Origin of the sequence: Sphingobium sp. B8D3B (assembly GCF_025961875.1) — a bacterium.
Classification (GTDB): domain Bacteria; phylum Pseudomonadota; class Alphaproteobacteria; order Sphingomonadales; family Sphingomonadaceae; genus Sphingobium.
The window spans coordinates 1,374,345-1,388,332 of record NZ_JAOQON010000001.1 but is presented as its reverse complement, the minus strand read 5'-3'; the positions used below and the strand labels follow the sequence as shown (position 1 = coordinate 1,388,332).

13 protein-coding genes are annotated in these 13,988 nt (G+C 66.3%); all 13 read right to left on the bottom strand.

Annotated elements, in window-relative coordinates:
* Position 1: 1 nt before the first annotated feature.
* Positions 2-1,357 (bottom strand): VOC family protein, encoded by a 1,356-nt coding sequence (locus M2343_RS06475; RefSeq protein WP_264576028.1) that lies wholly within the window; start codon positions 1,355-1,357, stop codon positions 2-4.
* Positions 1,354-2,646 (bottom strand): N-succinylarginine dihydrolase, encoded by a 1,293-nt coding sequence (locus tag M2343_RS06470; RefSeq protein ID WP_264576027.1) that lies wholly within the window; start codon positions 2,644-2,646, stop codon positions 1,354-1,356. Before M2343_RS06470 ends, M2343_RS06475 begins: the two co-directional genes overlap by 4 nt.
* The gene (gene astD / locus M2343_RS06465; RefSeq protein ID WP_264576026.1) at positions 2,643-4,061 is read right to left on the bottom strand and encodes a succinylglutamate-semialdehyde dehydrogenase; all 1,419 of its coding nucleotides are present in this window, start codon (positions 4,059-4,061) and stop codon (positions 2,643-2,645) included. Before astD ends, M2343_RS06470 begins: the two co-directional genes overlap by 4 nt.
* 35 nt (positions 4,062-4,096) lie before the next feature.
* Positions 4,097-5,146: an arginine N-succinyltransferase gene (locus tag M2343_RS06460; protein ID WP_264576025.1), complete on the bottom strand. Its 1,050-nt coding sequence runs from the start codon at positions 5,144-5,146 to the stop codon at positions 4,097-4,099.
* Complete coding sequence (locus M2343_RS06455; RefSeq protein ID WP_264576024.1) at positions 5,139-6,407, bottom strand: hydrolase; 1,269 nt, start codon at positions 6,405-6,407, stop codon at positions 5,139-5,141. Before M2343_RS06455 ends, M2343_RS06460 begins: the two co-directional genes overlap by 8 nt.
* 55 nt (positions 6,408-6,462) lie before the next feature.
* Positions 6,463-6,594 (bottom strand): hypothetical protein, encoded by a 132-nt coding sequence (locus tag M2343_RS06450; RefSeq protein ID WP_264576023.1) that lies wholly within the window; start codon positions 6,592-6,594, stop codon positions 6,463-6,465.
* 17 nt (positions 6,595-6,611) lie between these two features.
* A complete protein-coding gene (locus tag M2343_RS06445) occupies positions 6,612-7,010 on the bottom strand; it encodes a Na+/H+ antiporter subunit G (protein WP_181559356.1) in 399 nt (132 codons plus the stop codon).
* Positions 7,011-7,013: 3 nt separating this feature from the next.
* Positions 7,014-7,283: a K+/H+ antiporter subunit F gene (locus M2343_RS06440; RefSeq protein WP_264576022.1), complete on the bottom strand. Its 270-nt coding sequence runs from the start codon at positions 7,281-7,283 to the stop codon at positions 7,014-7,016.
* Positions 7,280-7,771, bottom strand: a complete 492-nt coding sequence (locus M2343_RS06435) for a Na+/H+ antiporter subunit E (protein ID WP_264576021.1) — start codon at positions 7,769-7,771, stop codon at positions 7,280-7,282. Before M2343_RS06435 ends, M2343_RS06440 begins: the two co-directional genes overlap by 4 nt.
* A 4-nt stretch (positions 7,772-7,775) precedes the next feature.
* Complete coding sequence (locus M2343_RS06430) at positions 7,776-9,311, bottom strand: monovalent cation/H+ antiporter subunit D (protein ID WP_264576020.1); 1,536 nt, start codon at positions 9,309-9,311, stop codon at positions 7,776-7,778.
* Positions 9,308-9,658, bottom strand: coding sequence for a Na+/H+ antiporter subunit C (locus M2343_RS06425; RefSeq protein WP_181561385.1), 351 nt, complete (start codon positions 9,656-9,658; stop codon positions 9,308-9,310). The genes M2343_RS06430 and M2343_RS06425 overlap by 4 nt, the downstream gene beginning before the upstream one ends.
* A gap of 5 nt (positions 9,659-9,663) precedes the next feature.
* Positions 9,664-12,513, bottom strand: coding sequence for a monovalent cation/H+ antiporter subunit A (locus tag M2343_RS06420; protein ID WP_264577511.1), 2,850 nt, complete (start codon positions 12,511-12,513; stop codon positions 9,664-9,666).
* A gap of 289 nt (positions 12,514-12,802) precedes the next feature.
* Positions 12,803-13,975 (bottom strand): acetyl-CoA C-acetyltransferase, encoded by a 1,173-nt coding sequence (locus M2343_RS06415; RefSeq protein WP_264576019.1) that lies wholly within the window; start codon positions 13,973-13,975, stop codon positions 12,803-12,805.
* Positions 13,976-13,988: the final 13 nt, after the last annotated feature.

The window sequence follows — 13,988 nt, the reverse complement described above, 5'->3', positions numbered from 1 at the left end:
GCTATCCCAGCATGTCGAACGAGGCCTGCTCCTGATCGAGATATAATCCGAACGGGTCGAGGCACGGGACACCCAGCGCGGCCTCAAACTCATCCTGCGATGACGCGCCAGCGCGGGATCCAGCCTCCGCATCGGCGAGATTGGAGCGAAAGATGCCGGCGGCACTGACCGGCAGGAAGTCCTCATAGGTGATCGGGCTCGCTTCCAGCCAGCCATCGGCGACCAGCTCGTCCGGCGCGCCGGATGGCAGCTGGCGTCCCGCCGGCAGCGCGGCGGCCTTGGGCGTCCGCGCATAAGTGAAATAGGCCAGCCCCTGTTCGCGGATCGCATCCAGATCATCGGGAAAGCGCTGGAAGATCTCCGCCAGGCGCGCTTCATAGCCTTTGCCGCCCATGCTGGGGGCCTGCTCGGCTTCCGCGAGGATTGCATCGTACAGTGCGCGGCCATGTGGCGTCAGCGCAATCCCGCGTTGCTCGATCTCGCCGAACCGTGCGGTGTGGACGCCGGCTACGGTCTCATCGGCATCGCGGAACAGGATGGCCTCTTCCAGCGCCTGAAAACTCGTCTGACGCAGCAGGATCGGGACAGACCGGCGCGGCGGACCTTCGATCACGGCCTTGGCCTTGATGCCCCGCGCGATCATCTCGGCCTGAACCGCGTCGATGTCGAGCGCGCGGGGCGTCAGGTGATTGATGTGCGGGCCGCGGAAGCACACAATGTCGGCGATCAGCCGGTGCGCGCGACTGAAGGCTTCATAGGTTGCGTGGTCCACCAGCGCTTCGCCATGCCAGCGGAAGGTTTCCAACGCCTCCAGCACGAAGGCTTCTGCCTCTTCGGTACCCAGACCGCCCTCCCGCTCGAAGCGGTCGATCAGCGCCAGCGCGCCGTCGGTGACGATGCAGCGCCGGGCGAGCAGCGCTTGGGCCTGCTCGCGCAAGGCTGCATCCTCGATCAGCTCAAGCCGGAGCAGCGAGCAGAAGATACGGAAGGCGCAGCGGTTCAGCGATGCCGTGTCGATCGGCCTAAATGCCGTGGAATGCACCGGCAGGCCGGCGACGCCGAGATCATAATAGCCGACCGGCACCATGCCCATCACGGCGAACAGCTGCCGCATGAGGTGCAGTTCCTGCGGCGTGCCGACCCGGATGGCGCCGTGCCGCTCGGCGCTGAGCCGGTCGAGTTCGCCCTGCGCTGCGAGCCGTTCGTTCAAAGCGGGATTGTCACGCAGCACGCGAGCATTGCTCGTGGCGACGATCTCCAGCAGCGTGCCGTAGAGCGGCACCTCGGCCCGGTACATCGCGGACATCGCCTCTGAAAAGGCGAGGCGAATGTCGGCAGGGTCGACGAAGCGGGTCATGGCAAGGCTTGCTCCAATGCATGGCACAAGGCCGTCCGCGCCGTCTGAGCCTGCGCCCAGAGGTCGGGCAGGCCGAGATCGGACGGGGCGAGGCGCTCGGGCCAGTGATTGCCGACGATCGTCTCCAGGCGGTCCAGTCCGCGCTCGTCGAGCAGATGGGCAGGGTGAACCGCCTGTTCCGCCTCGCGTGAGAGCAGTACGCGCAGGCGCAGGCAGGCAGGGCCACCGCCATTATGCATGGATTCGCGCACATCGACGAAATGGGCGGCGTGGATCGGGCCGTTGGCGCCGACATTGCTGTCCAGCCAGGCTTTGACGGCCGGCGTTTCCCGGCACTCCATCGGGAGAATCAGCGCTCGCTGCCCGTCCGGCAGCGTCACCAGTTGGGAATTGAACAAATAGGAGGCAATGGCGGCTTCCAGCGAGACTTCGCTAGCCGGCACCTCCAGGATGATCAGATCCGGGCAGCGCTGCGCCAGCGCGTCATAAAAGGCCGCCTTGTCCGCGAAGGCCTGCTCGTGGGCAAAGAGGATGTTTTCATGCGCGACAGCGACGACATCATTGTGGAAGGCGCCGGCCGCAATGGCCTCGGCGGATTGCTGCACGGTCAGGCCGTCCTCAATGCCATGCCGACGGAAGATCGCGCGGCAGGCTTCGGCCGATTGGCGGGCCGGAAAGCGCCCGCCCGGTTCGCCATAGACCATGACCTCGACGCCGGGTCCGTTCACGGGGGAGGCCAGTCGCATGAAGTTCGCTGCGCCCTCATCGCCGAAGCGGGCCGGGACCGGATCATGGACCGCGAAATAGCGTTCGTCCGCGAAGATGTGCCGCAACTGCCGTAGCGTTTCGGGCCATTCATGGCTGCGGTGCGCCATGGTCGCGAGATTGGCGACGGTGCAGTGCGTCCGCCCGTCCGCCGTGTCCGGGGCGGGGGAGACGGTCGCCGCATTGGCCGCCCACATCGCGGATGCGCTGGCGGCTTGGGCGAACAGCAGCGGTTCTTCCGTCCAGGCACGGGCACAAACCTGCGCGTCCGATCCATCGAAGCCAAACTGGCGCAACCAGCCCGCGTTGGGTCGATCGTGCGGCAGAAAGAAGCCCTGTCCCAGCCCCAGCCCGTGCAGCGTGCGCATCTTGGCGATGCCTTGCAGGGCTGCCTTGCGGGGCTGTGAGACCTCGCCCGCGTGGAGCGTGGCGGCCAGATTGCCGAGGCTGAGGCCCGCATAATTGTGGGTCGGGCCGATCAGCCCATCGAAATTGACCTCGCGAAAGGCGGGCGCGGTGCTCATGCGCGCAGTCCGGTGGAAAGCGTACCGTCCAGCGCCGGGGCCTCCATGCCCGCTACGGGGAAGGCGCAATAATCGGCCGCATAATAAGCGCTGGGGCGCAGATTGCCGCTGTCCCCGATGCCGCCAAAGGGCATGGCGGAGCTTGCGCCGTTGGTGGGCCGGTTCCAGTTGACGACGCCGGCGCGAGTGGCGGCGCGAAACTGCTCGAACTGCGCCCGGCTCCCCCCCAGCATAGCGGCGGAGAGGCCAAAGCGCGTCGCGTTGGCGCGGGCGATGGCGCGGTCGAAATGCGTCTCGCGCCAGAGCTGGACCACCGGGCCGAAAATCTCCTCGTCAGGGGCAGTCTCGATGCCGGTCATGTCGATCAGCGCCGGGGAGAGGAAGGGCAAGCCGGGATCTCGTCGGACCAGCGGACGGATTGGGCGCCCGCCGAGCGCAAGCAGATCCGCAACGCGCGTCTCGACCAGATCGGCGGCGCGATTATCCACCACCGGCCCCATGAAGGGCTGCGGATCGTCAAAGGGCGCGCCGACGATCAGCCTGTCCAGTGTTGCCGTGACCCGCTCGATAAGCGCGTCGGCGATCTCGTCCTGCACGATCAGCCGGCGCGCGCAGGTGCAGCGTTGTCCGGCGGAAAGCCAGCCGGACTGGACGATAAGCGCAACGGCAGCGTCCATGTCCGCCTCAGCTATCTCCCAGGCGAGCTGCGGATTGTTGCCGCCCATTTCCAGCGCGAGAATACGCCCCGGCGTATCGGCGAATGCGCGCGCGAGGAGTTTGCCGGTGGTGGAACTGCCGGTAAACAGCAGGCCATCCGTGCCGGGATTCGCGGCCACTGCCTTGCCGGTCTCGCCGCCGCCCTGCACGATCTGCAGCACACCGTCGGGCAGGCCAGCTTCCCGCCAAAGCTGGCCCATCAGTTCCGCCGTGGCCGGCGCCAGTTCGCTGGGCTTGAAGACCACGGCATTGCCGGCCAGCAGGGCCGGGACAATGTGCCCGTTGGGCAGATGCGCCGGGAAATTATAAGGCCCGAGCACCGCCAGCACGCCATGGGGCCGATGGCGCAACGCCAGAGCGAACCCGTCTCCATCCCGCAGCGTCTCGCCCGCCCGCTCGGCCTGCGCAGCGATGGAAATCTCCACCTTGGCAGCGACGCTGACCGCTTCGGTCCTGGTCTCCCAGAAAGGCTTTCCCGTCTCGCGCGAGATCACCCGCGCGACGTCATCTGCATGGGCCTTCACCGCGCTGGCATAGGCGCGCAGAATGGCGATGCGCTCTTCCAGCGCCGTGCGTTCCCAGCCGGGCTGGGCGGCGCGGGCCTGCGCGACGGCGGCATCGACGGCAGCGGCATCCGCAGCAACGCCCCGCCAGACGACGTCTCCCGTGCACGGGTCGGTGGAAATCAGGTCGGTCATGGCTTTTCCGCTCGTTTCGTCTCTGGTCTGTTCGGTCAGTCGGTCGTCAGATAACGGGCCGTTGCGCCCTCGTTCAGGCGGCCGAGCGCCATCGCATCCACTGGCAGGGTCAGGCGCTCTGCTTCGGCCTCGATCTGCCCGGCGGCGCGCCAGGCGCGAAAATCGAGCAAATCTCCGGCGGCCAGCAACATCGGGCGGGCCTGGGTCTGAGATGCAGGTGCATCGCTGAAGGCAGCCGCCTCGCGGCTTTCCTTCACCGCCCGCAAATCATCGACGTCGGCCTGCATGGTTGGCCCGGCGTCGAACAGATCGACATAGCCATCATAGCGGAAGCCCTCGGCCGCGAGCAGCTTCATGGCCGCAGCGCCGCTGGCGTGCGGCTTGCCGATAGCTGCCTGCGCCTCGGGTGGCAGCAGGGTGGTGTAGATCGGGTGCTTGGGCATGAGATCGGCGATGAACTGGTTGCCGTTGAGGGCGTGAAAGCGGTCGGCATCGGCGAACTCCAGGTCGAAGAAGCGCCGGGTCAGCCCTTCCCAAAATGGCGAGACGCCTTCGGGCTCCTGCCAGCCCCGCAATTCGGTGAGCACCTGCTGGCCGAAGCGGGTGCGGTGCATCGCCATGAACAGATAGCGGCTGCGCGCGAGTAGCACGCCAAGCCCGCTGCGCCGCAGTTCGGGCACCAGAAACAGGCCGCCGACCTCGCTCGCGCCGGCAAAGTCGTTGACCAGATTGAGCACGCTCGTCGTCACGATCCGGTCCAGCTGGCGCGAGTGCTGAGAGAGGCGGGTGAGCTTATAGGAATAAAAGGGCTTCTTGGTGCCGACGCTGGAGAAGATGAGCGCCGTCCCGCCGATCCGCCCGGTGCCGGCTTCTTCCAGCGCGAACATGTAAAGCTCATCATCGGGCTGGCTCAACTGCGCCTCAAAGCTGCGCTGGGATCGTTCGAGGCGTGCGAACAGGGCCTCGCGATCATGGGGCAGATTGGTGAAGCCCGGGCCGGTCTGGCCGGCGAGCGTGTAGATAGCGTCGATGTCTGCGGTCGTCGCAGGGCGGACGAACCAGTTGTTAAAAGAGCCGTCAGTCATGGGCGGCCCCTGCCATATCCGGCGCGGAACCGAGGGCGTGGTCGAGCCGTCCTTGCGCGATCCGCAGCATGGTGATGGCGGCCAGCGCGGCGCGTTCGCTCAGTGAACTCAGGATCATGAACTCCTCATCGGTATGGATGGCGCCCCCGCGCACGCCCATCGTGTCCACCACCGCAACATTCTGGGCGGCGATGTTGTTGCCGTCGCAAACGCCGCCGCTGGACTGCCAGTCGATAGCGAGGCCGAGGTCCGCGCCGGTTTCCCGGACCAGCCCGAACAGCGCCTGATGCTTCGCGTCGAAGGGCTTGGGCGGTCGCGCAAAGCTGCCTGCGAGCGCGATCGTCACGCCATGATCCGCACTGACCTGCGCAATGATCCGGGCGATGGCCTGCTCGGCGGTCTGCTGGCCGGCCAAGTCCACGGGCCGCATGTTCCAGCTCAGCAGCGCCTGATCGGGCACAACATTGTTGGCGCCGCCGCCGGACAGGCGCGCGACATTGACGGAAAGCCTCTCGATCTCATGCTTAAGTGCGTCCAGCCGCACCGCGAGATCGGCTGCGGCCACCACGGCATTGCGGCCATCCAGCGGATTGCGGCCAGCATGGGCGGATCGGCCAGTCACAGCGACGGTGAAATTGCCGCTGCCCCGCCGGGCGCTCGCCAGCGTGCCATCCACCGTGACGGAAGGCTCGAAGGTCATGCCGGTCTGGCAGCGCCGCGCCGTCTCGCGCAGCAGCGCTGCAGACCCCAGCGAGGACACTTCCTCATCGGCATTGACCACCACATCCCAGCCGAAATCGGGAATGGCATTCGCCGCCTCCAGCGCAGCCAGCGCCTCGATCATCACGAGCAACCCGCCTTTCATATCGGCGGTGCCGGGGCCGTTGAGGCGGTCGTCATCGATCAGGCGGCAGGTCTGGAAGGGGTGATCGGGCGGGAACACCGTATCCATATGCCCGGTGAGGATCATGCGACGGGCGCAGGCGACACGCTTGCGGGCGAGCAGATTGGCGCCATGAGCGAGCGCAACGGTGCGGCCGGCCTCATCCAGCGTTTCAGCGGGTTCTGGCGCAACGGTTGCGACGGTATCGGCAATCTCCGTCAGTCGAGCCGCGAGATGCTGGCGCATCTGCTCCAGCCCGGCGAGATTGCGGCTACCTGAGTTGACCTGCGCCCAGTCGACGACTTGCGTCGCCATGTCCGCCTGTCGTCTCCTAAGATGCTCCACGATCCCGATTTCGGTCGGTGAGAGTCCTGTCATGGCCCGATGCTAGACCAACTGGCCGCCCGGGGCTAGGGGCGCGCCCGATTGAGGGTTAAAGGACGTCGCCGAACATCAGCCACAGCATGACCAGCCAGGCGATCAGACCGCCCGTGCCGATGACGATATGCAGCCGTTCGCGTAGCCAGTGGAGAAGGCCGCCGGGCGTCTCGTCGTCCGGATTCATGCAGCGAAACCCATAGCTCAGCGCCCCTCCGGCCGATCGACGCCGAACGTCGCCCATTCGGTGTCGCCGCCCGGCTCAGGCAAGGCATCCCGCACACCGTCCATTGGCTGCACGTCGGTATTGGTGCGCTGCCGGTGCAGATGCGCCTTGGCAATGAGGTTGGCGGACACCGGCGCCGTAATGAACAGGAACAGAGTGATGAGCAGTTCGTGGGCCGACCAGGTGCCGTCCCGGAACGGAAAGTAGACCATGGATGCGACGAGGCAGCTTCCGACGCCGAGGGTGGTTGCCTTGGTCGGGCCGTGCAGCCGCGTCATCAGGCTGGGCAGCCGGGCAAGGCCCCAACTGCCGATCAGCGCGAAGGCGCCACCGAGGACGATGAGAGCGGCGATCAGGATTTCTGCGATCACTGCCATGGCCTACTCCACAATGTCGCCGCGCAGGAGGAACTTGCAATACGCCACCGTGCCGACGAAGCCGACCATCGCGAGCAGCAGCGCCGCCTCGAAATAGGTGGTGCTGGTTTCGTCGATGCCGAACAGCACGATCAGCGCGATGGCGTTGATGACCATGGTATCCAGCGCCAATATCCGGTCGCACCGCGTCGGGCCGCGCAGCAGCCGGTAGAGGTTGAGCAGCACGGCCAGCGCGATGCAGGCGAAGGCGAAGGTCAGCGCGAGCGCGATCATCGGAAAATCCTCTGCAGCCGGGCCTCATAGCGCGCCTTGATATGGGCAATCTCGTGCGCGACATCGCCTGTGTCGAGCGTGTGGACGAGCAGATAGCGCCCGTCGGCCGACACGTCGGCAGAGACGGTGCCGGGCGTGAGGCTGATGGTGCCGGCCAGCACGGTGATGGCTTCGGCCGAGTGCAGGTCGAGCGGGATGGTCATCCAGCGGGAATTGAGGTCGCAGTTGCGCCGGAACAGGATGAGCTTGGCGACATGGAAGTTCGCCACGACGATATCGTAGAGCACGATCCCGAGATAATCGAGCATCGCCCAGCCGAAGCGCAGGCGCGGGCGGTTGGGCCAGAACGGTGCGGTAAACACCGGTATGACGGTCGCTAGCAAGAGGCCGAGAAGGAAGCCACCGGCCGTCAGGCTGTTCTGGATCAGGATCCAGACGATGAGCAGCATCACCGTCAGGCCCGGATGGGGGAAGAGCTTGGTCAGCATTGCCTCACCCTCCCGTCGCCGGGCCGAAAACGGCCTCGATCGTGTGCGTCGGCGCGAAAAGCTGCTGGGCCGTTGCGTCCATGTATCGCGTGACCGGCCCCGCCGCGGCGGTGAGCACGACCAGCGTAGCGAGTAAGGCAGTGGCGGGCAACATCTCCACCAGACGGGCATCGGGCTTTGCCGTCGCGGCATCTTCGTGTGGATTGTCGGGGTGCGCTGCGCTCTTCCAGAAGATGGCGCTGCCGGCGCGGGCGAGGCCGAGAATGGCGAGGAGCGTGGTGCCGAGAATGACCGCCCAGATCCACGCCGCCCAAGGGTCCGCCAATGTCGCCTGCAGGATCAGCAATTTGCCGATGAAGCCCGAAAGCGGCGGGAGGCCCGCGAGGGCCATGGCCGCCAGCAGGTAGAGCGCGGACAGTGGCTCGATGCCGGCAAAGCGTGGGGAGGGGACGATCGTGTCGCCGTAACGACCGCGCCGCAGCCGGATGAGATCGACGACGAGGAAGAGCAAGGCCGCAGCCAATGTGGTGTGCGTCAGATAATAGAGTCCCGCCGTCAGCACTATGGGGTCGAACGCCGCAATGGCGACCAGCAATGTGGCGGTGGAGCCGAGCAGCCCGAATGCGGCAAGATCGCGTAGGGAGCGCGCTGCCAGCAGGCCCGCAAAACCGATCACCATCGTCGCCAGTGCGGCCGGCATCATCCACACCTCCGGCGCCCACGCCGCCGCGCCGGCCTGATCGCCGAAGATCAGCGAGGATGTGCGGATGATCGCATAAGCGCCGACCTTGGTCATGACGGCGAACAAAGCCGCCACGGGCGCGGAGGTGCCGGCATAGGTGCGCGGCAGCCAGAGTTGCAGCGGCAGCAGGGCCGCCTTGAGTGCAAAGACCAGCGTCAGCAGATGCGCGCCGGCGCGCAGCAGGCCCTGATCTGCAGCCGGCAGGGCCGGGATGCGGGCGGCCATGTCCGCCATGTTGAGCGTGCCGGTGATGCCGTAGAGCAGCCCGATCGCGAAAAGGAACAGCGTCGAGCCGATGAGATTGACGATCACATATTGCACGCCGGCCTTCAGGCGCTCTGCGCCCTGGCCGTGGAGCATCAGGCCGTAGGAGGCGATCAGCAAGACCTCAAAAAAGACGAAGAGGTTGAACAGGTCGCCTGTCAGGAACGCGCCGTTGATGCCGAGCAACTGGAACTGGAACAGCGGGTGGAAATGCCAGCCCTTGCGGTCCAGCCCGGTCAGCACGGCATGGCACAGCACGGGCAGGGCGAGCAGGGCGGTAACCAGCAACATCATCGCCGAGAGCCGATCCAGCACCAGCACGATGCCGAAGGGCGCGGCCCAGTCACCCAGCGCGTAAACGGAGATCGTGCCGCTGCTGGCGACGCCCAGCAGATAGATGGCGAGGGCGAGGAGGCCGGTCGCGCCGGCGATGGAAATCGCCGCGCCGATCCAGCGGTGGCGGCGCATGAAGATCAGCGTGGCTGCGGCCATGAGCGCGGGCAACAGCAGGGGCGCGGCGATCAGCGCGGTCATGGCACGATGTCCTCCGGCTCGTCATCCGGTTTGCCGTCGACCTGGTCCGTGCCCGTCTCGAGGAAGCTGCGCAGGGAAAGGACCACCACCAGCGCCGTCATGCCAAAGGCGATAACGATGGCGGTGAGGACCAGTGCCTGCGGCAGCGGGTCCGTATAATCCGTGATGCCTTTCTCGTAGATCGGCGGGCGATCCACGACCAGCCGCCCCATCGCGAAGAGAAACACGTTGATGGCGTAGGACAGCATGGCAAGGCCGAGCACCACCGGGAAGGTCCGCCCGCGCAGGCACAGATAGATGCCGGCCGCGGTAAGGATGCCGATGGCGCTGGCGACGAGCATTTCCATGCTGATCATGCCTTGGCCTCCAGGTTGCGCGCAGGGTCGACATCCATGGGCGCGTCGTCGCTATGATCTTCCTTGTCGGCGCGCTGGGCGATGTGGCTGAGTTCGGCCAGCGCGAGCATGACGGCGCCGATCACGGTCATCGCCACGCCGATGTCGAACAGCATGGCGGTCGCCAGCTCGAACGTGCCGATGACGGGCAGGGTGACATAGCCAAAGGCACTGGTGAACAACGGGGCGCCGAAGACGAGCGAGCCGATGCCCGTAAGCGCGGCGATGATGACCCCGAGGCCGATCATCAGATGCTCGTCGAACTTGCGGCGCTGTTCGGCCCACTCGAAGCCCGACGCCATATATTGCATCAGCACGGCAATGGAGATGATGAGCCCGGCGATGAAACCGCCGCCCGGCAGATTATGCCCGCGCAGGAAGATGTAGATGCCGACCATCATCGCAAGCGGCAGCAGGAGGCGCGTGGCGACGACGAACATCATCGGGTGCCGTTCGGGCGAGCGAATGAGGTCCGGGAGCCAGGCCCGCAACCGCGCGCCGGCCGCGCCGCGCGTCGCGGGCTGCAGCAGGGCGAAGATGGTCAGCGCGGCAATGCCGAGCACGATGATCTCGCCGAAGGTGTCGAAGGCGCGGAAATCCACCAGCGTCACGTTCACGACATTGGTGCCGCCACCGCCCGAATAGCTGTTCTCCCAGTGGAAGGTCGAGATGGGCTGATTGGGCGCGCGGGTGAGCACGGCCCACGCCCCGAGCCCGGCCACGGTGCCCCCCACCAGGCCGAGCAAGCCGTCCCGCAGCCGCAGTCCATTGCTGGAGAGCCGGGCGGGCTTTTTGGGCAGCAGGTTGAGCGCCAGCAGCAGCAGCAGAATCGTGACCGTCTCGACGGAAATCTGCGTCAGGGCCAGGTCGGGCGCGGAGAGATAGACAAAGCCCAGCGAGACGATGAGGCCGACCACGCTGATGAAGACGAGCGTGAGGTACCGCTCGCGCTGGGAGATGACGACCGCCACCGTCGCGCCGACCAGCAGCAGCCAGCCGATGATTGCGAGGGGCGAGGCGGGCAGGGTCGCGCGCGGCCCGGTGCCGCTGCCGCCCCCGACCAGCACGCCCTCGACCGTCAGCGCAATGGCAAGCACGAAGATCAGCGCAAGCTGCCGCTGCAGCGAACCGTTGTGCACGGCATGGATGAAGCCGCGGGCGGCGTCCACCAGCGTCGCAATCCCGCTGTCGAACAGGCGCTTGGCTTCCGGCAGCGGGAGCGCTTGCCAGATGCGCTCGGCGAGGCCGAACCGCCAGAGCATCAGCGCGCCCACCGCCACGGCAAACAGGCTCATCAGCAGAGCAGCATTCACGCCATGCCAGAGGGCCGGCGCGAATGTCCCGGCGCTGCCTGCGGTGACGGTATCGGCGACCGGTTGCACGAGCCATGTCGTCAGCGTGGCGGGGAACAGGCCGACGAGGATGACCAGAAGGACGAGCAGCCCAGAGGGCGCCCAAAGGCCGAAGGGCGGATCATGCGGCGCATGGGGATAGTCATCGCGCTGGCGGCCCAGATAGACCTGGAAAGCGTAGCGCAGCGCATAAGCGACCGAGAGCGTCGCGGCGACCACCGCGATGGCTGGCACCAGCCAGCCCATCCCCAGCCAGGCGGTATGCGCCGCCTCGTCGAGCATCATTTCCTTGGATAGGAAGCCGTTGAAGGGAGGCAGGCCGGCCATCGATCCCGCCGCGATCATGCCCAGCGTCGCGGTGATCGGCATCAGCGTGGCGAGACCGCCCAGCCGGCGGATATCCCGCGTGCCAGCCTCATGGTCGACAATGCCGGCATTCATGAACAGCGCCGCCTTGAAGATGGCGTGGTTCAGGATGTGGAAAACGCCGACCATCGCCGCCGTGCCGCTGCCAAAGCCGAAGAGCATGGTCAGCAGCCCGAGATGGCTGACGGTCGAATAAGCGAGGATGGCCTTGAGGTCGGTCTTGAACAGCGCGATGGCGGCGCCGATCAGCATGGTGACGAGGCCAGTTGTCGCGACGAGATAGAACCACAGATCCGTACCCGCCAGCGCCGGCCATAGGCGCGCGATCAGGAAGATGCCGGCCTTCACCATCGTCGCGGAATGGAGATAGGCGCTGACCGGTGTCGGTGCCGCCATGGCGTGCGGCAGCCAGAAGTGGAAAGGGAATTGCGCCGACTTGGTGAAGCAACCGAGCAGGATGAGCACCAGCGCGACCGGATAGAGCGGCGAGGCCTGAATGAGGTCACTGCTGGCCATTATGGTGCGAATATCGGTGGAGCCGGCAATGCTGCCCAGCAGCAATAGCCCGGCGATGAGCGCGAGCCCGCCGCCGCCCGTCACCACCAGCGCCATGCGGGCGCCCTGCCGAGCCTCGGCTCTATCGCGCCAGAAGCCGATCAGCAGGAAGGAGGAAAGGCTGGTCATCTCCCAGAAGACGAGCAGCAGCAGCACATTGTCGGAGAGGGCGATCCCCAGCATGGCGCCCTGGAACAGTAGCAGAAAGGCCAGAAAGCGCCCCATTGGGTCTTCCGCTGCCAGATAGAAACGGGCGTAGACGATGATGAGCAGGCCGATGCCGAGGATCAGCCCCGCGAACATCGCGCCCAACGGATCGAGGAAGAACCCCAAGGACAGGCCGAGGGCCGGCACCCAGTCGATCTGCATCGTAGGCGTCTGCCCGGCGAGAGCGGCCGGCATGAGCGCGATGAGGATCGCGAGTGCCGCGCCGGTCGTGCCGGCAGCAATCCACGCCTGAAGATTTCGGCTGGCGTCCCTGAACATCGCCAACAGCAACGCGCCAAGAAATGGCAGCAAGGCGAGTATCAGCAACAAAAATCCGCAGCTCCCGTGATGCGTCGGCAGGTAATTGACGATCCGATGGCGATCAGGCCGATGGTGATCAGGATCGAACGATCCTCAAAAGGTCTGCCCACCTTATCCAGACAATGCGGCATGAGGACAACCCGAAAGCGCCGAATTTTCGGCCTTCGCTGACGATTTATAGCTGTCGGGGCGCGGCGCTGACCGTCGGTTGGAGCATCTTCAGTCAGGCGCCGTGGCCATTAAAAAGGCGCCAGCCCGTGCGAGAGCTGGCGCCTGTAATGAGGATATGTATGGCTTAGCGTTCGACGCACATGGCGATGCCCATGCCGCCACCGATGCAGAGCGTTGCGAGCCCCTTCTTGCCGTCGCGGCGGGCGAGTTCGTAGAGCAGCGTGGTGAGCACGCGCGCGCCCGAGGCGCCGATGGGGTGACCAAGCGCGATGGCGCCGCCGTTCACGTTCACGATGTCCGGGTTCCATCCCAGTTCCTTGCCGACCGAGAGCGCCTGCGCCGCGAAGGCCTCGTTCGCCTCGATCAGGTCGAGGTCGGCAAGCGACCAGCTGGCCTTGTCCAGCGCGATGCGGCTGGCCGGGGCCGGGCCGATGCCCATGATCGAGGGATCGACCCCGCAGGTCGCCCAGCTGGCGATGCGCGCGAGCACCGGCGCGCCGCGACGGGCGGCCTCTTCGGCGGTCATCAGCACCAGCGCCGCAGCGCCGTCGTTCACGCCGCTGGCATTGCCGGCGGTGACCGTGCCGTCCTTCTTGAACGCAGCGCGCAGTCCCGCCATCGCCTCAATGGTGGCGCCGGTACGGATATACTCGTCGGCATCGACGACCGTGTCGCCCTTGCGGCCCTTGACCGTGACAGGCGCGATCTCGTCGGCAAAGCGGCCGGCGGCGCGCGCAGCTTCCGCCTTGTTCTGGCTCGCCGCCGCAAAGGCATCCTGCTCTTCGCGGGTGATGCCGTACTTTTCGGCAAGATTCTCCGCCGTGATGCCCATGTGGTAGCCGTTGAAAGCATCGGTCAGGCCATCGTTGACCATGGTGTCGATCAGCGTGATCGGCCCCATCTTAGTGCCCGCGCGCATCATCTGGGCGTGGGGCGAGAGGGACATATTCTCCTGACCGCCGGCCACCATGATGCTGGCATCGCCGCAGCGGATCGCCTGCGCGGCGAGCGCGACGGCGCGCAGGCCCGAGCCGCAGACCTGATTGATGGTGATCGCCGTGCGGTCGATCGGGATGCCGGCGTTCACGGCCGCCTGCCGCGCCGGGTTCTGGCCCTGGGCGGTGGTGAGCACCTGGCCGAAGATCAGCTCGTTCACCTCATCGGGCGAGACGCCGGCCTGCTCTAGTGCTGCGACGATGGCGACGCGACCGAGTTCATGCGCGGGGGTGTTGGCGAAGCTGCCCAGAAAGCTGCCGACCGGCGTGCGCTTGGCGGCGGTGATGACGATATCGGTCATGGATTGGCAAGTC

Coding starts and splice junctions, on each gene's coding strand:
- M2343_RS06455 (WP_264576024.1), bottom strand. CDS start 6,407: ATGACAGGACTCTCACCGACCGAAATCGGGATCGTGGAGCATCTTAGG.
- M2343_RS06425 (WP_181561385.1), bottom strand. CDS start 9,658: ATGGAAATGCTCGTCGCCAGCGCCATCGGCATCCTTACCGCGGCCGGC.
- M2343_RS06450 (WP_264576023.1), bottom strand. CDS start 6,594: ATGAATCCGGACGACGAGACGCCCGGCGGCCTTCTCCACTGGCTACGC.
- M2343_RS06440 (WP_264576022.1), bottom strand. CDS start 7,283: ATGATCGCGCTCGCGCTGACCTTCGCCTTCGCCTGCATCGCGCTGGCC.
- M2343_RS06415 (WP_264576019.1), bottom strand. CDS start 13,975: ATGACCGATATCGTCATCACCGCCGCCAAGCGCACGCCGGTCGGCAGC.
- M2343_RS06445 (WP_181559356.1), bottom strand. CDS start 7,010: ATGGCAGTGATCGCAGAAATCCTGATCGCCGCTCTCATCGTCCTCGGT.
- M2343_RS06470 (WP_264576027.1), bottom strand. CDS start 2,646: ATGAGCACCGCGCCCGCCTTTCGCGAGGTCAATTTCGATGGGCTGATC.
- M2343_RS06435 (WP_264576021.1), bottom strand. CDS start 7,771: ATGCTGACCAAGCTCTTCCCCCATCCGGGCCTGACGGTGATGCTGCTC.
- M2343_RS06475 (WP_264576028.1), bottom strand. CDS start 1,357: ATGACCCGCTTCGTCGACCCTGCCGACATTCGCCTCGCCTTTTCAGAG.
- astD (WP_264576026.1), bottom strand. CDS start 4,061: ATGACCGACCTGATTTCCACCGACCCGTGCACGGGAGACGTCGTCTGG.
- M2343_RS06460 (WP_264576025.1), bottom strand. CDS start 5,146: ATGACTGACGGCTCTTTTAACAACTGGTTCGTCCGCCCTGCGACGACC.
- M2343_RS06430 (WP_264576020.1), bottom strand. CDS start 9,311: ATGACCGCGCTGATCGCCGCGCCCCTGCTGTTGCCCGCGCTCATGGCC.